The sequence below is a fragment of the Pseudoalteromonas sp. MM17-2 genome (assembly GCF_022347945.1).
GTDB lineage: Bacteria > Pseudomonadota > Gammaproteobacteria > Enterobacterales > Alteromonadaceae > Pseudoalteromonas > Pseudoalteromonas ruthenica.
Map to the genome: position 1 here is coordinate 1 of NZ_JAKRFV010000014.1, position 25,148 is coordinate 25,148.

Here is a 25,148-nt window from a genome sequence, read left to right on the forward strand (position 1 = left end):
TACTCTTTTTGTTTGGCGACATTAGAATACCACCAACAGGCAGTTGATCGTCTGTCACCTCTTAACCATGAGTGGTGCACTTATTATCTGAATTCGGGGATATTAAAATTTTCCGTTTATTCTTTAGGCCTTCATCATTGTCAATCTTGTTTCTAAACTCTTCTAATGTATTCAAAAGTCCCTCGATAGTTCAAAGACACATAACAGCTTATTAGCGTGCATTTCGGGTTAAGCCAAAACTCAAACAACAAAAAGTGAGTCGCACACTTTATATTTATAAGTAATTTCATAAAGTTACCAGAGTGAATTGGTAATGTCTAAGCTGTATTGGTTTGTTAAAAACGAGCATTGAGATATCCGAGCTTAAAATGGCACGATATATAAATATCGAACTTCAACACTTTCATAGGGTTAACTTTAGTTTCTACTTATTCGAGCCAAAAACTGGTGTATATAACGAGCCTTATTTTACACTCTTGGCCTATTTCCGCTCTGATGAGCAACCGCGTTATTTACACAAGGCAAGTAGCCTCTTTGATGATCGCTCATCGCATTTTATTGGGTGTGAATGATGGCCACTTACCACAATGGCGAGGTTCAGATGCGAGGCGGCTGATACACCGCCTCACACCTAATTAACCGGTATTGCGCATACCCGCTGCGATCCCAGCCATGGTGACCATTAAGGCTTTATCTAATGCCTGCGAGCTATTAGTGCGGGCTCGTTTCAATAGCTCTACCTGCAGGACATTAAGCGGATCTGTGTAGGGGTTGCGCAATGCAATAGACTCACGCACCCAAGGCTGATGCCCTAATAAAGTGTGCTCTGGGCTTAGTTCTTTGATCAGCGCCACTGATTGCGCTAACTCTTGGCGTAAACGTTCGCCAAAGTGCTGTAACTGCGGCGCCACTAAGTGCTGATCATAATGCGCACTAAGCCAACTATCCGCCTTACAGAATACCATTTCCAACATTTCTAATCGGGTGCGAAAGAACGGCCACTCCTGACTCATAAGTTGCAATGTATGTTCACCGTATTCACTAATCGCCGCTCCTAAACCTTGATAGGCCCCCAACCAAGCAGGCAGCATCAGACGGTTTTGCGACCAAGCAAAGATCCATGGAATGGCCCTTAAGCTTTCCACCCCACCATTAGGGTTGCGCTTAGAAGGCCGCGATCCCAATGGCAACTTACCCAACTCTTGCTCTGGTGTGGCACTGCGAAAGTAAGGTACAAATTCAGGGTTCTCGCGCACAGTCGCACGATAATGCTGACACGATGCATCGCTAATTTTAGCCATAACGTCACGCCACTTAGGCTCAGGCTCTGGGGGTGGCAGCAGATTCCCCTCAAGTACTGCGCTGGCATATAAATGCAGGCTTTGCTTTGCGACACTGGCCAGTCCGAACTTGAAGCGGATCATCTCACCTTGCTCAGTCACGCGCAGGCCATTTTTCAAACTCCCTGGCGGTTGCGAGCGCAACGCTTGCGCAGCTGGGGCTCCTCCCCTACCAACAGTACCGCCGCGCCCGTGAAATAGCACGAGCTCAACGCCCTGCTCCTCACTAAGCTGCACCAAGGACTCCATAGCGCTATATTGTGCCCAGCCTGCGGCCATCATCCCTGCGTCTTTGGCTGAATCTGAATAGCCAATCATCACATACTGATGAGTGCCTAGGTGTTGGCGATACACATCATCGCTATATAAAGCCTGCATCACTTCAGGTGCACGATTAAGGTCATCCAGAGTTTCAAACAAAGGTGCAACCGGCATGTTAAACTGACAGCCTGCTTCTTGTAGCAATAACTTAACCGCCAGCACATCTGATGCCTGACGAGCCATGGAAATAATGTAAATGCCAAAGTTCTCGGCGCGATTTTGGGCAATCACTTTAAAGGTGTCGAGAACCTCTTGGCTTTGTTCACTTGGTTGCCAATTGCGAGGTAATAACGGCCGCTTGCTGGCCAACTCTGCTTTGAGAAACTCTTGTTTGCCTTGCTCATCCCACTGGCAGTAATCACCTAGGCCTAGGTACTCGGTCAGCTCACCGAGCACCTGTGCGTGTCTGTCACTGTCTTGGCGGATATCCAATTGCGAGAGCTGCAAACCAAAACACCGACAGCGGATCAGCGTATCGCGCAGCTGCCCCTGGGCGATGATGGCCATATTATTGGCCTCTAACGAGCGCTCACAGGCCTTTAACACATCCGTTATCTGATTGATATCCGTGATGATGTTTTCGCCGCGTGGCGACTGCCCGGTTATTTTGGCCTCGAGATACTCATGAGTGAGCGTCAGCTTTTCACGTAGTTGCTTTAATACCGCACGATAGGGTTCATGGGCTCCTTCAGCCTGTTTAGCTAAAGCATCATCGCAGGCGAACATCGATAATTCACTGATCAACAGGTTGATGTCTTTAATATACAAGTCCAATGCCATCCACCGGCCATGGTCGAGTACGCTCTGTGTCACAGTCGACGTTACAAAAGGGTTGCCATCGCGGTCGCCGCCCATCCATGAGGTAAAACGCACCGGCTTTGCATCACTTGCTAAACCAACACCCAACTCTTGAGTCAGCGTGTCATCGAGCTCACGCACATATTCTGGCACCGCTTGCCACAGGCTATTTTCAATGACCGCGTAACCCCACTTCGCCTCATCCAAAGGCGTTGGCCGTTGTTGACGAATTTCATCGGTATGCCACGCCTGTGCTATTAGTTGACGCATGCGCGCGTGGAGTTTTTGTTGTTCCTGCGGCAGCAAGTCGCCCAGCTCTAACAGGTTTAAGCAATCACTTAATTGCACGTGTTTGTTAATCAGTGTGCGCCGTGTCACTTCCGTTGGGTGCGCAGTTAATACCAAGTTGATATCTAGCCGTGCGATGGCCTCTTTGATGGTGTGCTCTTGCACATGGCTTTGCTTGAGGCGCAGTAAAGTCTGCTTTAATGGGTCAAGTTCGCAAAAACCCTGGTTACCCGAGCGCGACACAGTATGGTACTGCTCAGCAACGTTAGCTAGGTTGAGGAATTGGTTGAACGCGCGCACAACAAGCAGTAACTCATCGTCGCTTAGGGATTGTAACTCGCTGATCAGCGCCTCACGCGCCTGCTCATCGCCACCGCGAGAAGTTTTTGCCAACTGACGAATTGATTCAACTTTGGCCAAAGCCGAATCACCCAATGCCTGGGCAATGGTTTGTCCTAGCATCTGCCCTAATAAACCCACATTACTGCGTAGTGCCGCGTATTGATCACTCATATCCTCACTCCTGTGTCTTTATTTTTATCTTTTGTAGCATGGAAGTGCCTCGCTTTGAAAGGCTAAGAAAAGGAGAAAAACTAATTTGATAATAATTCCTATTTGCACTTGACACATTAAGCTATGCTAGTAATAATCATTATCAACAAGACGAAACGGAGTCTTTTGCTTTCTCTAGGTCTTGTTCATACGCACTCAATGCGATGAAAACTTTACTTGCTACATTGCTCATATCGGTGACGGTAGATATGACCCCAAAAACCCAAGCCTTGCTTGGGTTTTTTTATGGCTAAGCTTTGGACCCATACCAATAAACAGGCTAGAATCATAAAGATACGAGCCATACGCGGAGAACACAGATGTTGCGATACACACTATGCGCACTGACACTGAGCAGTGCACTTGCACTCGCGCCCGCAGCACATGCGGGGTTAGAAGAAGGCATTGCTGCGGCCAATGTGGGAGATTTTGAAACCGCTCTCAGCGAGTTTCAATATTTAGCAGACATGGGCTATGCCCCTGGAATCTATCAACTGGCGCAAATGTACGAAAGCGGCCACGGTGTAGCGAAGAATCAACGTAAGGCTGCTCAGCTATATCAGCAGGCCGTGGATAAAGACTATGCAGACGCGATGTTTTCCTTAGCGGTCATGTACCAAGAAGGCCGAGGAGTGAAGCTAGACTTGCAACGGGCGGTCAGTTTATTCAAAGGGGCTGCCGAAAAAGGGCTGGCTGCTGCGCAATTTAACCTTGGCGTTATGTACACCAATGGCGAAGGCGTTATTAAAGATTACCAAAGCGCAATCGATTGGTATCGTAAAGCAGCAGCGCAAAATTATACCTTGGCTCAATTTAACCTTGCGCTAATGTACTATGAAGGCCTAGGTGTAGCTAAAAGTATCGAAAAGTCTTATATCTGGAACACCATCGCGGAATATAATGGCAATGACGATGCCAGTACCAGCCGCAAACTCGACGAGAAAAAATTGCAGCCTGAAGAAATTGAGCGGGCAAAGCAAAAAGCCGACGACATCTATGAAAAGATCCTCGCCGGCCGTTATGCTGGAGAAGGTCGTCGCCTATAAGTAAGCTGAGAGTGACTTGTTAATCGAGTCACTTCGCTCTATTAGCTTCTGCGCTGTACGATACATGCGCTTTTGCATTAATGCATGCGCCTTCGACAAATATGCAGAAGCGAGCGATTTCTTCAGTTTTACCATGGGCTGAAAATCTTCTGGCACTTTTTCTGCCAACGTGTTCACTTCTTCTTCCAGTGCAATCAGCTCTTTATGGTCATCCATATTAGTGATGGATACTTCCCAAGCATCAAACTGATCTTGGTAATACGCCGTGGCAGCCTCGTAAGGATACGGTGTATCCGGGTTACTCTCACGTTTATTGAAGTACTGTGCTAGCACCGTCATGGCTTCGCGTTTCGCTTCACCTTGTTGCAATAATTGCGCAATCTGTTGGTTTTGTGCAAATACGGCCTCACCGACTTCGGCTAAGGTATCTAAAGTCGCAACGTCGTCTGCTTCAACGGCTGCTTGGTATTGCTCAAGATATAAAGTAACCCCAGCTTCCATCGGTTGATAATTAAATTCAGGAGCAATGAAGGCTAGATCTTCAGAAAGCTTAACCAAAGAGTTGTCACCGCCCTCGGTTAAACGTCCTTGACTCAATAGCAAGTCAATTTTTTCAACCACACCGTCGAGCACCGATTGCTGCTCTGTTCGCGTATCTTGAATAAGTTCAGCCAACGCCAGTGAGTCAGGGAAACGAGGTTTGGCTTGATCGTACACGTTAATAATTGCAGTGAAGTTCTTGTATTCTTGCTCTTTATTCTGGCCTGCTAACTTCGCTTGTTGCTCCAACTGTGCCAGTAACTGGGGCTGGTTTTTAACCACCAAGCCTTGTTTTAGTACTTGGTACTGTGGCGGAATTTCACCTAGTTTACTGAATAGGTTACTTGGCCCCCATCCCATCCACTGGTTGAGTTGCTCGTTTTTGGCAACGGCATTGTCGTATTTAGCTTGCAACAAAGCGTAATCACTTTGCGCTTGGGTATGATAAGTAAATCCTAACCCAGCAACTACAGCCACAGTTGCCACCGCAGCCACTGCCGGCATGTGGTTGACAGTCAATAATTTCGACTTGAGTTCGCTAAAGCTTTTAAACCCTGGCTGCGAAATTGATAATGCTTTTTTCAGCGCGCCCCAACGTAGCATCGGCATCGACGCTGGCTTTTTCAGAGTATAAGTCGCTGGCACCTCATTGGCGGCAACACGGTCATAAGGGTGGTTACTCGAGATAAGTTCATAGGCGATACACGCGAACGAAAAAATATCATCTTGCGGTGTCGGCTCTTGGCCTTCTAATTGCGATGCGCTGGCGTAAGCTGGGGTGTACCCGGCAACACCATCTTCTGCCTGAGCGCCTTGATAAGCGTAAATATCATCGCCGCGATGGGCACGAGCAACACCAAAATCTAGAATTTTTACGTCACCTTGGCTGGTGACCATAACATTGGAAGGCTTCAGGTCGGTGTGCACAACACCGTGGGCGTGCGCATAAATTAGCGCATCAATCATTTGCGTGAGAATGGGTTTGGCGTTGGCAAATTTCATGCCCGTTGGCCGTGAACGCTTGATAATTTGCTCAAGTGTCTCGCCCTCAATCCACTCCATAACGATGTAGTGAATCCCAGCCACGCTTGCACAATCATAAACGCGGACAATATTTGGATGCGATAATTGCTGACAGCGCTGGGCTTCTTTTTTCAACAGCGCCAATGCTTGCTCTGATTCTGCAAACTGCGATTGTAACACTTTAATAACGACGTGATGTTCGCCATCACTGGTTGAGAGGTGTAGGTCTTTGGCGCGGTAGATATCACTCATACCACCTTGGCCGACAAGTTCCTCCAGCAGATACCGTGCACCTAATTTCAGGCCCTGAAGGTTGGCGCTTTGAGCATTCTTTTGTGGGGCGTTACCTGAGTTTGCGATACCAGCGATTTGCGTTTTATCTTGCTCGCTTGCATTTTGCGGCTTGTCATCCATATTGGCTGTCCTTTAATGCGTTCATCCATTCACTGAGCGTTAATATATTAGATTATTAAATAAAAGGCTATAACAGATTGCGGTTTAAATGACCTTTTATACGGTTCAATAGTATAACCATCAGTATAATTGCAAAAACCACCACAATCTCTTAAGGCCACTACAATGGTTACTTGAACTTATGCCACACCGGAGTAAATGTAGCGCTATTAGATACCGTCACTTTTATTGACAAAATCTAACTTAATATTTATCCTCGTGAGCTATTAACGTCGTCTTATGGAATAGAGTAAAGCAAATGGAAGCGACCTTTAACGTTATCAGCTACCACCGCCTATCCCCTGAAATAGAAACATCAAAGACTACCCAAGATAGCTTGGTATTTGGTCGTTCACAGGAGTGCGACTGGCACTTGCCAGATCCTGAGAAAATAATTTCCAGCACCCATGGCCGTATTGAACGTTCTGGGTCGAATTTCGTTGTTCATGATTTATCAACAAACGGCCTGTTTGTTAACCACAGCGTGACCCCTGTAGGCAAAGGCAATCAACAAGCATTGCAAGACGGTGATGTGCTCAGTATTGGCGATTATGAAATCGAATTTAAACTGGCGCAAAGCGCCGTCACCGCGCAAAGCGCACCAATAGCTCAGCCATCGCAGCCGAGTATACCTGCGCAGCAAGCTGCACCTGCTGCGAGCACGAATAACGATGATTTGTTTGCAACGCAGATGCAATCCGCAAACGAACTTGACCAATCTTTCCAGATGCCCGGTCTAGAAACACCAGCGAGCGCCCCAGCATCCGGCTCTCAATCCGCAGCCGAAACCATTCCCGAAGACTGGGGGTTAGACTTAGCATTCGGCCAACCTGAGAGCGCGTCCCCTGCGAGTCAGCCAGCGCCTGCGGCTCAACCAGAGCCACAACCAGCTCCTGCTCCTACGCCGGCACCAACAGCGCAAACGCAACATAGTATCGCTTCAACCCCAGAGCCAAAAGCGCCACAACAAACTGCACCACAAGCTTCGGCTGCGCCGCAGCCAGCTCAAGCTCCAGCAGCTGCAGGGCAAGGTGAATTGGCAGCTGCTTTTTTGCAAGGTTTGCAAGTTGACGCGCAGCTTGCGAATGAATTAAACAACGCACAAACGTGGCAACAGATGGGGGAGAGTTTACGACTTCTATTGTTGGGCTTAATTGAATCACTTAGACAACGCTCCTCGGTGAAACAACAACTGCGCTTGAATCACACTATGTTCCAAGCACAACAAAATAATCCACTGAAGTTTTCAGCAACTTTAGAAGATGTAATCCAGAACTTATACACCCGAAATAGCGCCAGCTTTTTAAATGCTGAGCAAGCTATTGCCGAGGCGTTTAAAGACACTCGCGACCACGATACGGCAATGATGGCCGGGACCGTGGGAGCCATTGAAGGATTACTCGATACACTTTCACCAGAGCGCCTGAAAAGCCAAGCAAACGAACAAGGCGGTCTGAAAAAGGTTTTACCATATCAATTAGAAGCGAAAAGCTGGCGTTTATTTAGCGCTATGCACCAAGACATGGAAAGTGAAATTGAGCGCAAAGGCAGTGGCGCGCTCGCTGATGATTTTGTTAAAGCTTACGATAGTAAATTAAAAACGCTTTAGATTAGTTATCCTAGAGGAAACAACATGAACAACAAATTATTGTCCGTATTGGTCGTAATTTTTACCTTAGCACTGAGTGCGTGTACTGCGGTGAACAAGATAGTACCGCCCTCCACTGACGTTACCTTTAATGTCGCGGCTGATATCAACCCAGATATTAATCAACGTCCTTCGCCTGTTGTGGTTAAAATCTTTGAGCTGAGTTCACGGACAGTATTTGATAATCAGGATTTCTTCACCCTTTATGAAGATCCTGAGTCGGTGTTGGGCCCTGATCTGTTAAAAAAGGACGAGTTAGAGCTGCAACCTGGAAGCAAACTTGAGTACCCGATGTCGCTAGATAGAAATACGCGCTATGTCGGCTTTGTTGTAGCCTATCGCGATATTGATCAAGCTCGTTGGCGTGCAGTGTTAGCGGCCGATCCAACTGGCTATGATGATGTAACTGTTAATGTTGAGGAAATTGCTGTTTACGCTAAAGACTAAACAGCACTAAGAGGGAATTTACATGAGCGACCACAGCGCAATCGCATGGACCGAGGGGATGTTCTTACGTCCCCAACATTTTCAGCAAGCTGAGCGCAGCATTCGTCGTGCGATCAACCACAGCAGCCAACATGTCCACCACTACCCGTGGGGGACTGTGTCGTTGGAAATAGACCAATCCTTGCTACCTTTAGGGCAAGTTCGTTTAAGCAAACTGACCGCCACTCTAGCTGATGGCACCGCCGTTGATATGCCTACGATCGACCCGCTACCACAAGCGCTGTCGTTAACCAGCGAAGTACGGGACGAAGTTATCTATTTGGCGATTGCCAGTGATAAAACCAATGGCACAAATATCAGCGCTGATGGTGACGGTATGATCACCCGATACCGTTTCGCTGACCATACTTGTGCTGATGTAAGCTTAGGCAGCGATGCTCAGGAATCAGTGCAAATTGCTGCGCTGCACAGCCAACTTAAACGCCATAACGATGATCGAGCTGGTTATATTTGTTTACCTATTGCACGGGTCATCGAAGTATCCGACGAGGGCAACATTAAACTTGATAGCAAGTTTATTGCTCCCACCTTGAATGCCAAAGCGGTTGCGCCATTAACCAGTGTGGTGCGCGAAATTCATGGCATGATAAAGCAGCGTGCAGAAGCACTTTCTGCGCGATTAACTCAAGGGCAAGCAGGTTCCACTTCGGTGGCTGACTTTATGATGCTGCAAGTGCTAAACAAGTACCAACCGGTGTTTAGTAACTTTGAAAATATGGATATGTTACATCCATTTATGCTTTATAACCGGGTGATTGAATTAGTCGGTGAGCTCAGTACCTTCAGTACCCGTGATAAACGAGTTCCCGAGCTGCCACATTACAACCACAGTGAGCTGACTGCTGTGTTTGGTAATTTAATGGTATTAATCAACCAAACGCTGAGCCAAGTACTTGAACAAACTGCACTGGAAATCCCCCTTGAGAAAAGCAAGTTTGGTATTTATTTTGGCGCAATTAATGATAAGTCTTTACTTGATAATGCTCACTTTATACTGGCTGTAAAAGCGAACCTACCTAACGAAGAAGTGCGTCAGCGTCTACCCGCACAGACGAAAATAGGTAGCGTCGAGACAATTCGCGACTTAGTGAATAACCAAATCCCAGGAATTACTCTTGCGACCTTGCCTGTCGCACCTAGGCAGGTGCCCTATCATGCTGGCTACCATTACTTCCAGCTGGAAAAAGGCAATGAGCACTGGCTTAAGTTAAGCAGTAGTGGTGGTATTGCACTGCACATTTCTGGCAACTACCCCGAACTACAAGTGGCACTTTGGGCCGTTAAGGGATAACTAACCAACAGGATACAATCATCATGGACAAGACGATTTTAAAGCCCCGTCCAGGAAGAAGAGGACTGGCACAAAATAATGGCGAGCCAGCTCCTGCAGGTGCTGGTGCTTCAGGCGCAGCAGCTAGTGCAGACACCTCTAGCGGGGATAAGACTGTAGTCAATGTGAACCAGTCAAAGCCTGTTGCTCGAGTGCAAGGGAACGCACCTATTTTTCAGTCCAAGCTAGTCGATTACGGTGCTGATATTTTTTCGCTGACAGTGGCAATCAATCGCATGAGTCATTGTGATGATGTCGATAAGCTTAAACAACAAAGCATTGATGCTGTTAAGAATTTTGAACAGTCTTTGCGTAATGAGCACCTCGATAGTCAACTTATTGAGTCCGCACGATATTGCGTATGCGCGCTGTTGGATGAGACCGTGCTCAATACGCCGTGGGGCAGCGAAAGTGTGTGGGTGAATGAAAGTCTCCTATCCATCTTTCATAAAGAAACCTTTGGTGGTGAGTACTTCTTCACTTTACTTGATGAGGCACTGCGCCAGTCGAGTCATAATATCGACCTACTCGAACTACAATATTATTGTTTGAATCTTGGGTTCCAAGGCAAGTATCGTGTCAGTGCACAGGGACAATCTGCGGTCGATGATTACCGTGATAAGTTGTATCGCGAGATAAGCCTGATCCGTGGCACTGGCTCAAGCCAGCTATCAATTAATTGGCGCAAACGCATTGCTAACGGCCTAGAGCTACGTCAGCAATTTCCACTCTGGGTTATATTAACCTTATTTGCTGCCCTCGCCCTGGTGGTTTACACCCTTTTTTCGTACCAACTGAATCGTTACTCCGATAATGTTTTCACAGAGCTTGATGCCTTAGTTCCCTATCAATTAGGCGAACAAACCACTGGTGATAGCATAGAAGCCAGTGTGCTGAACCAGTTGTTGCAAACAGAAATTCAACGTGGCGTGCTCAGTGTCACGTCACAATCTGACCGCGTACGTATTCGTATATCCAGTGAGTCGCTGTTTGATTCCGGCAGTAATATTGTTCGTGCGGATATGAAGCCGATTATTGCTAAAATTGCCCGTGCCCTTGAAGGCACGCAAGGTAAAGTGCTGATCACCGGCCATACCGACAACACGCCGATTTCAACGCCTGAATATCCCTCTAATTGGCACTTATCATTAGCGCGGGCAACGCAAGTTGCCAATGCAATGGCGCAAAATGCGTCGTTAAGTGGCCGCTTATGGCCAGAGGGGCGTGGCGAAGCGGAACCAGTTGAAAGTAATGATACCGCCGCACAGCGAGCCAAAAACCGCCGTATTGAAATTGATCTGCTGTTTTAAGTTTCAAGGAAGAGATTATGTCTATCAAAGAAAAAGCGAGGCTGCTCTCGTACAAACTTAAATCTCGAGTTGTAGTAACAACTTTGGGCTTTTTAGCGCTTGCCTTATTGATATGGTTTGGCGGCCCACTCATTGCCATCGCCGGTGCCGTTCCTTTGGCTTCAGCAGCATGGCGGTTAGTGTTAATTTTATCCATTGTCGTCGTGTGGTTGCTAGTGACTTGGTCGAAACGAGTCAAACAGAACAAACGCAATGAACAAATGGCCAATGAGCTCATTGATGGAGATGCCGACGCCAACAGTGATGTGAACGAGGAAATCGACACACTGAAAAAGCGTATGAGTGATGCCATTGATACGCTAAAAACGGCAAAGCTATACAAAAACCAAAATGTATACCAGCTGCCTTGGTATATTATGATTGGCCCTCCGGGTTCAGGTAAAACCACCGCTATTAACAACTCAGGCCTTGATTACCCACTGCGTGAATCCATGGGTATCGACATGATCCAAGGGGTTGGCGGTACTCGCAACTGTGATTGGTGGTTCACCAATAAAGCCGTGCTCATTGATACCGCTGGACGCTACACCACACAAGACAGTCATGCCCGACATGATGCTCGTGCATGGCAAGGTTTTTTGGGGTTATTGCGTAAAAACAGACCATTACGCCCCATCAACGGCGTAGTTATTTCCATGGGCATTAGCGAATTAATGCACCAGACCAAGACCGAACGAAATCTCCACGCGCGCGCCATTAAGCAGCGTTTGCAGGAACTGCAAAACCAGCTTGGTATGTCGTTTCCTGTGTATGTTATTTTGTCAAAAGCTGATTTGATTGCTGGCTTTAATGAATACTTTGAGTATTTAACTGAAGAAGAAGCAGAACAAGTTCTTGGTGTCACTTTTGAATTGAATACGGCGGATAATGAACAAGCACCGGTGAATCACTTTAACCGGGAATTCCATGCGCTTATTTCTAACCTTGCAGCCAAGCTCAACCAACGCTTGATGCATGAGCGCGACCCGAAACGTCGTGGCATTATTTTTGAATTTCCTCGTCAATTGCGTGTACTGCAAGGCATCGCCGACACCTTCCTAAAGGAAATTTTCACCCCTAACGCCTACGAGCAACTGCCTATTTTAAGGGGCGTTTACCTAACCAGTGCGACACAAGAAGGTGTACCTGAAGACTTACTGGCCCATAAGAAAGGTTACAGTGCTAACACAGGCGGTGAAAGTAGCCGTGCCTTCTTCATTAAGCGACTATTAGAGGAAGTGGTCTTTCCGGAGCAAAACTTAGCCTCAACTAACCGTCACCACGATAAACAGAACAAGTGGATGCGTATTGGTGCAATATCTACCGCTGCTTGTGCCACTTTAGCGCTGAGTATTAGCTGGTACCTTAGTTATTCATGGAACAAAGAACTCATCAAGTCAACGCAAGGCGCCATTGATGAGTACCAGCTGCTCACGGCTGGCGGGCTGAACGGACAAACTGATTTACTTACTCTCACAAAAGCGCTAAACCGCCTGCGTGATCTGCCTGCAGGATATAGCGACCATATTCCGCTTGCAGACCCATCAGCCGTAGGCTATGACAAAGGCAGCGATCTCAAGCAACCATCGGTTGAGGCCTATAAGCGCGCACTATTCGCACACCTCGCGCCTTATATGGGCGAGGCGATGACCACAGAGATGAGTGAGCACAAAGAACACTTAGGTTATCTGTATGAAACCTTACGCGCTTATCTTATGCTGTATATGCCAGAACGCTTTAAGGCCGAAGATATTCAAGCTTGGTTCGCCGCGTACATTGAACGTGAGATGCCGGGCGATGCGTACATTGCTGACCGACAAGCTCTTAACTCTCATATTGCAACGCTCTTAGCTGAAGGCTTTGAAGGTGTCGACCAAGACCTTGCTGCGGTTAAAAATGCCCGTGTAGAGCTGACTAAACTCCCCTTGGTTGATCGCGCCTACCAACGCCTAAAGACCGACTTTATCGACTCTAGCGTGGCCGACTTCAAACTCAGTGATGTGATCAGCTACAACAGTATGTATGCGTTTAGCTTTAAAAGTGGTCGCGACATAAACACAGGGATTCCGGGGCTCTATACCCACAGTGGTTTCCATGGCATTTTTAACATTGAGAAGAAGAAACTATTGAGCAACTTACTGCATGATAGTTGGGTGTATGGTGATAATCTCAGTGAAGTCGGTGACGATGCCAAAGCACGTATAGAGAAAGACTTGGAGTATCGTTATTTCCGCGACTATATCTACTATTGGGAAGAGTTTTTAGATGACTTAACGCTGCGCCCTTACAGCACCACAGAAGAAGGTGTGCGCGTTACAGAAATACTTTCTGGTCCAGAAGCGCCCATTAAGAATATTCTTGCTGCTGTGCAAAAAAATGTCGCGCTCACCAAAATGCCGGTGTCAAAAAACCAAAAAGCAGCTGCGGCTGTAGCGGCTAATGCCGCCGATGTGGCACTGCATAGTAAAACGTCGCGATTAAAGCGCCTACTGCCAAATGAAATGCCAGATATCGAGATGCAACTCCCTGGTGCTGAAGTGGAACAAGCCTTTGCAAAAATCCTCGAGGTTGACCCGGATTCGCTTGAAGATATCCAAACCAACCTGCGTAGCCTTAATCGCTATCTTGATAAGCTCGCCAATGGCGATCAGCAAAAGCTAAGCTTTAAAACTAAGGTCGCCAGTAATACCGATCCGAAATTTATTGCGACACTGCGCTCACAAAGCCGTTCTCTGCCCTACCCGTTTGATAACTGGCTAGAAGGCATGACTCATAATGCCGATCGCATTACCAAGGCAAGCGCTAATCAGCACTTAAATGAGATTTGGCGCTCGCAAGTGGTTCGTGAGTACCGAGTTGCCATTGCCGATCGCTATCCGTTTAACCCTATTTCTTCGCAAGAAGTACGGATGCGTGATTTCAGCCGCTTCTTCGGCCCAGATGGTACATTGGATAAATTCTTCAAGCGCTACCTAGCAGCTAATGTTGATACCAGTACCTCTCCGTGGCGCTTTGAGCGTGATATCGGGGTTAGTCAACGCAGCCTAGCGATGTTTGAGCAGGCCTCGAAAATTCGCCAAGCATTTTTCAGCGGTGGCAGTGATAAGCCCAGCCTACAGTTCGGGTTGAAACCTATCTCACTGGACAAAAAGGTCAGTAACTTCCGCTTAGAAATAGATGGGCAAGCGCTTAACTATCGTCATGGGCCGCTGCGTGTAGTCAATATGACCTGGCCAGGGGACAGTGCAGAAAGCGAAACACGCATCGTGTTTACGCCTCCAGAGGGCGGGCGCTCAACGAATACCACCTACTCGGGTGAATGGTCACTGTTCAGAATGCTTGATGATATGAGCCAGAAACGTCCAGAAACTAAGGATGATCATCAGTTACATATCGCTTTAAGCGGTAACGAAGCTAAAGTACAACTGCTACCAAGTAGCACCATTCACCCATTTTGGAGTGCCAACATAGAGAGTTTCAGATGTCCGACAAAGCTGTAAATATGGGCTATTGCGGAAAGGTCCCCTCCCGTGGGGACTTTATCGCACATCAACTTGAGCGTAGTTTTCAGGTACCTTGGAACGAGTGGTTACAATCAGTGGTGGCGGTAAGTAAAGAGCAGCTTGGTGATATGTGGACTGAGCGTTACCTCACCTCTCCAGTGTGGCACTTTGCCCTATCAAGCGGCGCCTGTGGTGCCAATGCTATGTGTGGCTCGTTTATTCCCAGTGTTGATGCGGTTGGGCGTCACTTCCCGTTTACCGTCGCTGCCATTACCAATAGTAAGCCGCTGGATTGTTATAACAATGACTTTGCAACGCAAGAGTACGAAGATGCGGTGCTCAATGTGCTAGAGGACTCGGTTGATTTGCCCAGTTGGTTTAAATCAGTTAGTGAGCAATATCAACAACCTAAAGCAGACATTGAAGAGCTTTTGCTGACACGCTCTGGCGATCCTAGCAAAGAGTCGTTAAGCGTCATGCTGGCTCCGGGTGCAGACGTTAACACCTTATTACACAATTTACTGAGCTCACGGTATGCGAACTATTGTCTATGGTGGACACATGGTTCCTGCTTGGTTGAGCCTTGCTTACTGGTTACGCCTGGATTACCGGCGATAAGCCAATTTTCCGCCATGCTTGATGGACGATGGCAGCACTGGGATTGGAACCATAGTCAAAAATTAGACAGGGAAACTGCATGAGTATTACCAGTTACGCGCAGAGCCATCGAGGTGTAGTGCGAGAGATAAATGAGGATGCGTTAGTTGAGCTTCCACAACATAATGTTTGGGTCGTCGCCGACGGTATGGGCGGCCACGCCGCTGGCGATTACGCCAGTCAGCTGGTTGTTGATGTGCTAAAGCGCCACCTCGATAGTGTGGGTAGTGGCAACGTCAATTGTAATGTCATCATCGCGGCATTAGAAGATGCCAATACTCAGTTGTACCAGCACAGCCAAGAAAATATGGATGGTAAAACCATGGGCTCGACAGCGGTGGTGCTATTTCTTCACGAACAAAGCTATTACTTCGTATGGGTGGGCGATAGTCGCGGCTACCTATTACGTCGCGATCGACTCGAGCAGCAAACACGTGACCACAGTCAAGTGAATGAGCTAGTCGATGAAGGTGTTATTACCGAAGAACAGGCTGCTGTGCACCCACTGTCGAATGTCATTACTCGCGCTGTAGGTGTAGCACCCGAAGTACAGCCAGAGGTTATGCAAGGCAAGTTGCAAGATAAAGATGTGTTCCTACTCTGTAGTGACGGGCTCACTGGAGAAGTCTCTGATCTCGAAATAGAGAGCTCCTTATCCCCACTGAACATTATTGATGCCGGCATGGCACTTATGCACTCTGCGCTGGTGCGAGGAGCGAAAGATAATGTCACCTGCATTTTAGTGAAAAATAATGAAAATCATGTACAAGAGACGAATCAGTGCGATCAGGGTGACAAAACCGTACCGCTCTTCTAACATTTAACTATTGCCAAAAGATAAATAATCACATTTGTGCTATATAACCTTGTTTTAGGCACATTTATTATTTATCATGCATAAGACGCAATTAAGTTAAGCAATCAAGGGATTTTGAGCGTATATGTCAGGGACCGATCTTTTCGATTTATCACCACTTGTTAACGCTATCAGCGACGAGCAACCAACCGGGGTGGACCCGCGTGAGGATGTATCGCCGACGTCGACGTACTACACGTTAAAAGACTTACGTAACACGCTGCGTGCGGATGAACGTAATGCTCTCATTGACGATGAAAGTATTATTGCTGTTGCGCGAGATTGGCGCCCCTTACTTGAGCAAATCCCAGACGTCCTTGCACAACAGTGTAAGGACTTAGAGCTAGTCGCTTGGTACATAGAAGGGCTTTGTCGCCTACATGGTTTTGCCGGTTTAAGTCATGGCTTTGAACTTGCCGCACAGCTTATTGAATTATATTGGGATACCCTCTACCCCACCCCTGATGAAGATGACATTGAAGAACGTGTAGCACCGATTATCGGTCTCAATGGTATCGACAGTGAAGGCGCACTCATCATCCCATTAAAGAGCATCGCCATGACCGAGGGAATGTCACAAGGTCCATTCTCGTTATGGGAATATGAGCGTGCTGTTGATTTAGAGCGTCTAGATGAAGAAAAGCGAGAGCGCCGAGTTGAAGAAGGTGCGGTATCGCTAGAGCAAATCACCACCGCCGTCAAAGAAACTCCAACCGAGTACTTTGTTGCTCTTGATAAAGAGATTGATGACTGTTTACAGGCTTTCACGCACCTAAGTGAGGCCATGGACGAGAAAGTAGGTTCGCCCCAACCTACCAGCTACATCACTAAGACTCTCGAACAATGTAGAGCCGCTATCAAGCACCTGGCTGGAGATCGTATCGAAGCCGCAAATGCTGTCGATGAACCGGCTGCTGATGATGAGCAAGCAAGCGATGGCGGCGCAGCCGATAGCGAAGAACAGAGCACTTCTGGCGGCAGCAAAGACGTTATTCAGGCGAGCATTAACTCACGCCAAGACGCCATAAAACAGCTACAAAAAATATCCGATTTTTTTCGTAAGACAGAGCCTCATTCGCCCATGTCTTACACCATAGAGCAAGTAATCCGCTGGAGTGAATTAACACTGCCGGAACTACTTAACGAACTGATATCTGACAATGATGCACGCACAGGTTACTTCAAGTTGTCAGGCATCAAAGTCGAAGATAGCGAAACCTAGAATAATCTGAAAGGAGTTCTCGATGAGTATCCATGATAAGTTGAAAAGAGTAAGGAAGCCTCGCGTCCACATTACCTATGATGTCGAAACTGAAGGTGCAGTGGTCAAAAAAGAGCTCCCTTTTGTTGTTGGTGTTGTCGGTGATTTTTCCGGCCACAATAAAGAGGCACTAAAGCCATTAAAAGATCGCCGTTTTATTCAAATTGACCGCGACAACTTTAACGATGTGTTGAAGCGCATGAGCCCAACGTTGAATCTTAAAGTTGATAACACTTTGGCCGATGATGGCTCCGAAATTGGTGTTGATCTAGAGTTTAAATCGCTGTCTGACTTTGAACCCGCAGCCATTGTGAACCAAGTTGACCCGCTGCGTAACCTTATGGACACGCGTAATAAATTACGTGACTTAATGACCAAGGTTGACCGCTCAGAGGAATTAGAAAACATCCTAGAAGACGTACTGAGCAACACTCAAAGCTTGGATAAACTTGCCAAAGAGTTAGACGTTGAGGAGAAAGAATAATGAGCACGGACGTTCAAGAACAACAACAGGAAGGCGTAGAAGAGCAAAGCTTTTCACTGCTAGAGCAGGCAATTGGCGCTACCAAGCAAACTGAAAGCTCACGCGCTCAGGAACTTATCAAAACCTTAACTGAAGAAGCGCTAAAAGGCACAGTACAGTGGAATAAAAACCTGACTGTCACCTTTAATGAAGCAATTAAAGTCATTGATGAAGCGATTTCTAAGCAGTTATCGGCCATTATGCACAATGATGAGTTTCAAAAGCTTGAAGGCTCTTGGCGTGGTTTGCACCACTTAGTGAGCAACTCAGAGACCAATGCCACACTCAAAATTCGTGTAATGAGCTTGAAGAAGAAAGAGCTACATAAAGATCTCTCTAAAGCTGTTGAATTTGACCAGTCGCAAACCTTTAAGAAAATTTACGAGTCTGAATTTGGCACCCCAGGTGGTGAGCCCTATGGTGCAATCGTAGGTGACTATGAGTTTACTAACCACCCAGAAGACATTGAAACTTTAAGCTTGATGTCAAACGTCTCTGCTGCTGGCTTCTGTCCATTTATTTCAGCGTCGTCACCTTCACTATTTGGTTTTGACTCATGGACAGAATTAAGCAAACCGCGCGACCTTGAGAAAGTATTTGAATCGCTAGAATACACCAAGTGGCGCTCATTCCGTGACAGTGATGACTCACGCTTTGTGACGCTTACCATGCCTCGTGTGCTAGCGCGTCTACCTTATGGCGAATCGACTAAACCAGTTGAAGAGTTTGGCTACGAAGAATTTGACGTCGATCCGTCGACTTCTCGCTCTGGTAATACTGAGCATGATAATTATTGCTGGACCAATGCTGCGTATGCAATGGCAACGAATATGACTCAGGCCTTCTCAAAATACGGCTTCTGTACTGCTATTCGTGGTGCTGAAGGTGGCGGTAAAGTTGAAGGCCTTCCTACGCATATTTTCACCAGCGATGACGGCGACCCAGATCTCAAGTGTCCGACAGAAATCGGTATTACCGACCGTCGTGAAGCTGAGCTAAGTAAGTTAGGCTTTTTGCCACTGTGTCACTATAAAAACACTGACTATGCAGTGTTCTTTGGTGGTCAAACTTGTCAAAAGCCAAAGGTTTACGATAACCCAGACGCAACCGCCAATGCGGCAATTTCTGCTCGCTTACCTTATATGATGGCAACCTCACGTTTTGCCCATTACCTCAAAGTCATGGCGCGCGACAAGATTGGTAGCTTCATGGAAGCAGAAGATGTGGAAATGTGGTTAAACCGTTGGATCCTGAGCTATGTCAATGCTTCAGAAGGGGGCGGTCAGGAAATTCGTGCTCGTTACCCACTTGCTGATGCAAAAGTAAGTGTTAAGGAAATTCCTGGTGCGCCAGGTTCTTATAATGCTGTGGCATGGCTCAAGCCATGGCTACAAATGGAAGAGCTAACCACCTCTTTACGTTTGGTAGCAAAAATTCCAGAGGTGGGCTAAGCCCTCCTCTTTATAAGCTCAGTATTTTTGCAAAGGATGATGTGAATGAGTGCTGGTGAGTTTTCATTTGTTAGTCAGGATGTGTTCGAGCAGCAGCAGGAATCTGCTTCTCGACGCCTGCCAAATGATGTCTTTATGGAGCGCTTCGTGCGCCAAAAAGATGCAACTCATGCACTGCTTTTGTGGCTTGAAAACGCCCCTGATGCTCCGTTGCAACGCAGCAATGAAAAAGTGGGGGCTTATTTAAGTCGCACTATCGCACTGATTGATGAGCTGTTACAAAAGCAGCTCAATATCATCCTTCATCACCCCAAATTTCAAGCGCTCGAGTCCAGTTGGCGTAATGTTAAATACCTCACAGAAGAGGCTGAGCAATACGACAAAGATGGTAAAGTCAAAATCAAGCTACTGAATTGTAGTTGGCAAACTCTGACCAAAGATGTCAGCAAAGCCATTGATTTCGACCAAAGCGACTTTTTTAAACAAATTTATTCCAACGAGTATGATAATCCAGGCGGTGAACCTTTTGGTGTCATCATCGGAGATTATCGTATTTCTCATAAGCCACGACCTGGCGTTGCTGGTAACGATATCGATACCTTGCAAGAAATTGTGCGCACGTGCGCAGCTGCTTTCTCGCCCTTCATTACCTCTGCAGAAGCAAATATGTTTGGCGTTGATAACTTTTCCGAACTCGGCTTTCACGTTGACCTGAGCTCCCAATTCGAGCAAATCGAATATATTAAGTGGCGAAAGCTGCGCAATATGGAAGATGCTCGGTTTTTAGGGATAGCCGTGCCTCGCGTGCTAATGCGTGCCCCTTATGTTGAAGATGGTCAGCGTAGTGAGGGATTCAAATTTCGTGAGGTCATTAATAACCCCGATGAAGATAACCTCTGGGGCAATGCCGCTTACCCGTTTGCAGCAACGCTTATTCGTGCGTTTTGCAATTCAGGTTGGTTCGGACAAATTCGTGGAATGCAGCCTGGTCAAACTAACCAGGGAGTTGTAACGAACCTAGCACAGAGCCCTTTTGAAACGGACTTGTATCAAAAACAGCCGAAGCCTCCCGTTGATTTACTGATTACTGACCGAGCCGAAAAAGCACTTTCTGATAGCGGCTTTATTCCGCTTTCGCCACTGAGTAAAAGCGGCAACTTGGTGTTTTTCAGTAATGCATCTGCCCAGCAACCGGCCAACTACGATAGCGTTGCTGCGCGTATTAACGCCAAGCTGTCCTCGATGATGCAATATATTTTATGTGTTTCGCGCTTTGCTCACTACATCAAGGTGATGGGCCGTGACCGAATTGGTTCTTATGCGACTCCACAAGCCTGTGAGCGAGACCTGCAGTCGTGGATAAATAATTACACCACCGCATCAGACTCTGCGTCTGATGAAGTGCGCTCTCGTTACCCGCTTTCGAGCGCCCGGGTCAATGTTAAGGAACACCAGGCCAAACCTGGACATTATTACTCAGTGATGCAGCTTCAGCCCCACTTTCAGCTAGACCAGATGGTGTCCAGCATCAAGTTAGTGACCGAGCTCTCACCCACTCACTACGAATAAGGCAAATAGACAGGATTACTATGAAGGAAATATTCGATTACATTCAACAAGGCAAGCTACTTGAAGCGATCAGCTACTGTGAGCAACAGTTGAAAGATGATCCCGTGAACTTTGATATACGCAGCCAATTCATAGAGTTGCTTTGCCTTAACAATGAGCTTGAGCGCGCTGATAAACAGCTTGACTACATGGTTCAGAAAAACCCTGATTTTGCTGTTGGCGCTATGAACTTGCGTCAATTAGTACGTGCTGAGCAAGCGCGTCAAGACTTCTATCAAGGTAAAGCTGCACCAAAACTATTTCATGATAACGATGACCTAGATGCTATTTTCTTGGAGCTACGTATCGCGTTAAACGAAGGCGATAGTGATACTGCACAGCGCCTAGCCAAACAGCTCGAAGAGCAGCGTGCCAACCCGACTCTTGCGATCAATGACGCTCCTTGTACTGATTTTAGAGATCTTGATGATAGCCTGAATAACTACATCGAACTGCTCGGCACCAATGGCGAGTTTTACCTCGCTCGCAGTGAAGAAATTCTTAGCATCGAGTTTAAACAACCCGAGTCACTGGTTGAGCATCTTTGGTTGCGCGTCGAAATTGATATTAAAGATGGTCCAAGCGGAGAAGCTCATATTCCTGCTATCTACGGTGGTGATAACAATGAAATCGAGCGTCTGGGACAAGCGACAGAATGGCAACAGTTAGGTGACGAGCTGTACATAGGTCGCGGTCTGAAAATGTGGTTTGTTGATGGTGAAGCCGTGGCTATTAATCAAATCACCACGGTGGCTCAACAATCTGAGCAAGCGGCCTAAAGGAATAAACGATGCGCGTTCGCAGTGACCATCAGCTACAAGCTTCTATTTTAGACAGACTCATCGATGATGAGCCTGATAATCAGCTGAGCACTAGCCGTGGAATGGCAATTAACCTAAAGACTCTGCGCGCTAGTGTGCGCCGAGACTTAGAAGCGTTGCTGAACGCGCGGATCCATTGGCATACGTGGCCAAGACAGTATGAAGAACTTGCCACCTCAGTGTTGACCTACGGCTTGCCTGATTTTTCAAACATGCCTGTTAGCAGCACCGAAGGCCGGGAGCTACTGTGCCAAAAAGTGCGCGACACGATTTTACGCTTCGAACCTCGCTTTATTGAGGTCGAAGTGAGCTGCCTAGAAGATGACTTGCCGCTGGATAGAATCATGCGTTTGCGCATCAATGCGCTGCTTTGGGCAGAGCCAGAACCAGAGCTCATTAGTTTTGACTCAGAAGTGGAACCGATTAATTTGGGAATGACAGTCCAAGAGACCAGCTTATGAATGACGAATTACTAAAGTATTATAATCGTGAACTGGCCTATATTCGTCATATGGGGGCCGACTTTGCCGACAAATATCCAAAGATTGCCGGGCGTTTAAAGCTTTCTGAAGAACAGATTGAAGACCCGCATGTATCGCGCTTGGTTGAGTCTTTTGCATTTATGACTGCACAGATCAGGCAAAAACTAGACGACAGCTTCCCAGAATTAACTGACGCCTTGATGGGTCAACTCTACCCTGATTATCAAGCCCCTATTCCGTCAATGTCTGTCATTAAGATGACCACTGAGAACCTTTCAACAACCGGGGTGGTGCTACCGCGCGACAGTGATGTTGAGTCTGATGTTGAAGGTATGAAAACCTGTCACTTTCGCACCTGCTATGACAGTTATTTATGGCCGGTCGAAGTTAATAACGCGCAGTTTAACAACGCCCCTTTTAGTGCTCCGCGCCCAATTTGGTCTACCACTGCCAAATCTGTAGTAAAAATTGAACTACAGGGTGAATACAAAGAGGTCGGCCTTAAAGAAACCGAATTAAACAAGCTACGGTTTTATATTAATGGTCAGTGGCACCATAGTTTGAGCATTTATGAATTACTCTTTAAAAGCGCGATTGGCTTTGCCATCGAGGCTGAGGGTCATGAAGCTAAATTCTTCTCAACGCGTCACCTGCAAGAGGTCGGTTTTAGCGACCAACACGCCACCATTCCCTACAGCGACAAATCAGCGACCGGCTATCGCCTGTTGGCAGAGAACTTTATTTTCCCTGAGAAGTTTCTATTCTTCGACTTAGAGGATATCAACCAGTTTCTACCTGAAGATAAAGCAAACTGTAATCTGTACATCTACTTCGATGAAAGCTCTCAAGAGCTTGAGAAACAACTCGGTAAGCAACATTTTCAACTCGGCTGCACGCCTATTGTTAACCTGTTTGAACAGGAACTAGAGCCTGTTCGCGTATCACTCAGCCAGTACGAGTACAAACTGGTACCGCGCTATATGGACGCGGATATCTCAGAAGTGATTCAAGTTGGTGAAGTCAACGCCTACGACCACAAAGATAACAGTTATCAGGTAACACCTTTTTATGGGCAAACTCACCCGGCTTATCGCGATCAAGATCGACTTTTTTGGCATATTCGCCGAGAGTCTGCATATTGGGCTGGCGGATTTACCGAGCAAGGAACCGACACCTTTTTCAGCTTGGTTGATAGAGAGTTTGAACATTTTGAGCCAGACAGCGAACATGAAAGTTGGTTAGTTACCATAAAAGCACTGTGCAGTAACCGCAACTTGCCGGCCAATTTGCCTTTCGGCGGTGATGAACCGCAGATGCTGGTACCAGAGCGTGCGGATATTATTAAGAAAGTCCGTTGTTTAGTTGCTCCCACGCATGCAGTTCGCCCTGAGCTTAGCGATGCTACACGGTGGCAGTTAGTGTCCCACTTGTCTTTGGACTATTTCTCTGGCCCTGATGCGCTTCGCAAGTTAAAAGAAACGTTACGCCTGTATGATTTTAAGAATGCACCTGAATCGAAAGCGCTTATCGACAATATCCATGGTGTCAGTATTGAGATGACCTCGGCGCGGCTTGTGCAAGGTGGGCGTACGTGTTTTGCCAGTGGCAGCGCTATTACGTTGACCTTTGCAAAGGATGACTTCTCCGGCAGCGGCATGTTCTTTTTTGCTTCGGTGTTAGATCATTTCTTCGCGCAATTTGCCGCCATTAATAGTTTTACTCAGTTGCGCATACGTTTTAAGGATCAAGACAGTATTTATCATAGCTGGCCACCTCGTTCGGGTAAGGTGCCGCTGTTATGAGTATCGATAGCTTATATAAAACCCCCGGCCAATTTGACTTCTATCAAGCGGTGTTTATGTTGCAAAACCGTGCTGGAAGTCGTGGTCAGAAAGTAGGAGCTGATGCCTTACCTAACCAAGAGTTAGTGCGGTTCAAGTCTGTACAGCACTTAGGCTTTCCCGGCTCCCCTGTTGCTAAAGTCAAACCAGTCGCTTGCGAACAAGGCGGACAGTATCATCAAGTGGATGTGACGTTTATGGGGCTCACAGGCCCAAGCGGAGCGCTGCCCCAGCACTACAGTGAACTGGTGCTTTCTCGTATTAAGCAAAAAGACACCACAATGGTGGACTTTTACGACATGTTTAATCATCGCTTAGTGTCTTTGTATTACCGCGCCTGGGAGAAATATCGCCAAGCAATCAATTATTCTACGCATAGTGAGCATTTTGACCCATTTACTCGCGTATTAGGTCACCTCAGTGGCGGCAATGCACCTTACCGTTTGCATATGGCGGGTTTATTTAGCCGCCGAGTGCGCAGCGCGGTACAGCTAGAGCGTTTGCTCACTCACTATTTAGAACTTGATGTCGACGTAAAACAATTTGTCGGTACCTGGCGACCGTTAGCGTCATCAGAGCAGACACGCTTAGGGACAAGAGAAAACCCCGAAGGGCAATTTGCTCGCCTTGGCTCTGAGGCTGCGGCCGGCAAATCCGTATGGGATGTAAATAGCGCCATTGATATTACCTTCTATTGTAAAGATAAAGCGAAAGCGCGCGCGCTGTTACCACAAGGCCCGTTAAATGGGTTACTCAAAGATATGCTCCATAGCTATTTAGGCTATGCCGTCAAAGCTAACATTAATGTAAAAACGCAATTAAAAAACCTACCTGTTATGAGGTTGGGACAACAGTCTTCAGCCTTGGGCCATGGGGGCGTAACCCTCGCTCGGGAACGGGTACTATCGCGTGATGTTTGTATTCAATTACGCGGACAATAAGGAAAAGGA

General features: G+C 47.0%; 18 protein-coding genes. 16 read left to right on the forward strand and 2 right to left on the reverse strand.

Annotated elements, in window-relative coordinates:
• Nucleotides 1–635: 635 nt before the first annotated feature.
• Nucleotides 636–3,260 (reverse strand): phosphoenolpyruvate carboxylase, encoded by a 2,625-nt coding sequence (gene ppc / locus MHM93_RS12145; RefSeq protein WP_239449289.1) that lies wholly within the window; start codon nt 3,258–3,260, stop codon nt 636–638.
• Nucleotides 3,261–3,619: 359 nt separating this feature from the next.
• Here ppc and MHM93_RS12150 point away from each other — a divergent pair, with 359 nt between their 5' ends.
• Nucleotides 3,620–4,345 (forward strand): tetratricopeptide repeat protein, encoded by a 726-nt coding sequence (locus tag MHM93_RS12150; RefSeq protein WP_022944412.1) that lies wholly within the window; start codon nt 3,620–3,622, stop codon nt 4,343–4,345.
• Here MHM93_RS12150 and MHM93_RS12155 read toward each other — a convergent pair.
• Nucleotides 4,340–6,322: a serine/threonine-protein kinase gene (locus MHM93_RS12155; protein WP_239449290.1), complete on the reverse strand. Its 1,983-nt coding sequence runs from the start codon at nt 6,320–6,322 to the stop codon at nt 4,340–4,342. The two genes, MHM93_RS12150 and MHM93_RS12155, sit on opposite strands and share 6 nt — an antisense overlap.
• A 298-nt stretch (nt 6,323–6,620) precedes the next feature.
• Here MHM93_RS12155 and tagH point away from each other — a divergent pair, with 298 nt between their 5' ends.
• The 15 genes from tagH to tssG all read left to right on the forward strand — a co-directional run bounded on the left by tagH (nt 6,621) and on the right by tssG (nt 25,139).
• Nucleotides 6,621–7,970, forward strand: a complete 1,350-nt coding sequence (gene tagH, locus MHM93_RS12160; RefSeq protein ID WP_239449291.1) for a type VI secretion system-associated FHA domain protein TagH — start codon at nt 6,621–6,623, stop codon at nt 7,968–7,970.
• A 24-nt stretch (nt 7,971–7,994) separates the two neighbouring features.
• Nucleotides 7,995–8,456: a type VI secretion system lipoprotein TssJ gene (gene tssJ / locus MHM93_RS12165; RefSeq protein ID WP_045980643.1), complete on the forward strand. Its 462-nt coding sequence runs from the start codon at nt 7,995–7,997 to the stop codon at nt 8,454–8,456.
• Between the two features lie 22 nt (nt 8,457–8,478).
• Entirely contained in the window at nt 8,479–9,807 is a 1,329-nt protein-coding gene (gene tssK, locus MHM93_RS12170) for a type VI secretion system baseplate subunit TssK (RefSeq protein ID WP_045980642.1), read from the forward strand.
• A 23-nt stretch (nt 9,808–9,830) separates the two neighbouring features.
• Nucleotides 9,831–11,156, forward strand: coding sequence for a type VI secretion system protein TssL, long form (gene tssL, locus MHM93_RS12175; RefSeq protein WP_239449292.1), 1,326 nt, complete (start codon nt 9,831–9,833; stop codon nt 11,154–11,156).
• Nucleotides 11,157–11,173: 17 nt separating this feature from the next.
• Nucleotides 11,174–14,695: a type VI secretion system membrane subunit TssM gene (gene tssM / locus MHM93_RS12180; protein ID WP_045980640.1), complete on the forward strand. Its 3,522-nt coding sequence runs from the start codon at nt 11,174–11,176 to the stop codon at nt 14,693–14,695.
• Nucleotides 14,677–15,399 (forward strand): type VI secretion system-associated protein TagF, encoded by a 723-nt coding sequence (gene tagF / locus MHM93_RS12185; RefSeq protein ID WP_239449293.1) that lies wholly within the window; start codon nt 14,677–14,679, stop codon nt 15,397–15,399. The genes tssM and tagF overlap by 19 nt, the downstream gene beginning before the upstream one ends.
• Complete coding sequence (locus MHM93_RS12190; protein WP_022944420.1) at nt 15,396–16,172, forward strand: Stp1/IreP family PP2C-type Ser/Thr phosphatase; 777 nt, start codon at nt 15,396–15,398, stop codon at nt 16,170–16,172. Before tagF ends, MHM93_RS12190 begins: the two co-directional genes overlap by 4 nt.
• A gap of 124 nt (nt 16,173–16,296) precedes the next feature.
• Complete coding sequence (gene tssA / locus MHM93_RS12195; protein WP_239449294.1) at nt 16,297–17,433, forward strand: type VI secretion system protein TssA; 1,137 nt, start codon at nt 16,297–16,299, stop codon at nt 17,431–17,433.
• Between the two features lie 22 nt (nt 17,434–17,455).
• Nucleotides 17,456–17,956 (forward strand): type VI secretion system contractile sheath small subunit, encoded by a 501-nt coding sequence (gene tssB / locus MHM93_RS12200; protein WP_138509746.1) that lies wholly within the window; start codon nt 17,456–17,458, stop codon nt 17,954–17,956.
• Entirely contained in the window at nt 17,956–19,446 is a 1,491-nt protein-coding gene (tssC, locus tag MHM93_RS12205; RefSeq protein ID WP_138587493.1) for a type VI secretion system contractile sheath large subunit, read from the forward strand. The genes tssB and tssC (MHM93_RS12205) overlap by 1 nt, the downstream gene beginning before the upstream one ends.
• Before the next feature lie 45 nt (nt 19,447–19,491).
• Complete coding sequence (gene tssC / locus MHM93_RS12210) at nt 19,492–21,015, forward strand: type VI secretion system contractile sheath large subunit (RefSeq protein WP_138509744.1); 1,524 nt, start codon at nt 19,492–19,494, stop codon at nt 21,013–21,015.
• A gap of 20 nt (nt 21,016–21,035) precedes the next feature.
• Entirely contained in the window at nt 21,036–21,833 is a 798-nt protein-coding gene (locus MHM93_RS12215) for a type VI secretion system accessory protein TagJ (RefSeq protein WP_022944425.1), read from the forward strand.
• 11 nt (nt 21,834–21,844) lie between these two features.
• Nucleotides 21,845–22,336 carry a type VI secretion system baseplate subunit TssE gene (tssE, locus tag MHM93_RS12220; RefSeq protein ID WP_045980635.1) on the forward strand — a complete coding sequence of 164 codons (492 nt, stop codon included), beginning with the start codon at nt 21,845–21,847 and terminating at the stop codon, nt 22,334–22,336.
• Complete coding sequence (gene tssF, locus MHM93_RS12225; RefSeq protein WP_239449295.1) at nt 22,333–24,159, forward strand: type VI secretion system baseplate subunit TssF; 1,827 nt, start codon at nt 22,333–22,335, stop codon at nt 24,157–24,159. Before tssE ends, tssF begins: the two co-directional genes overlap by 4 nt.
• Nucleotides 24,156–25,139, forward strand: coding sequence for a type VI secretion system baseplate subunit TssG (tssG, locus tag MHM93_RS12230; protein WP_239449296.1), 984 nt, complete (start codon nt 24,156–24,158; stop codon nt 25,137–25,139). The genes tssF and tssG overlap by 4 nt, the downstream gene beginning before the upstream one ends.
• Nucleotides 25,140–25,148: the final 9 nt, after the last annotated feature.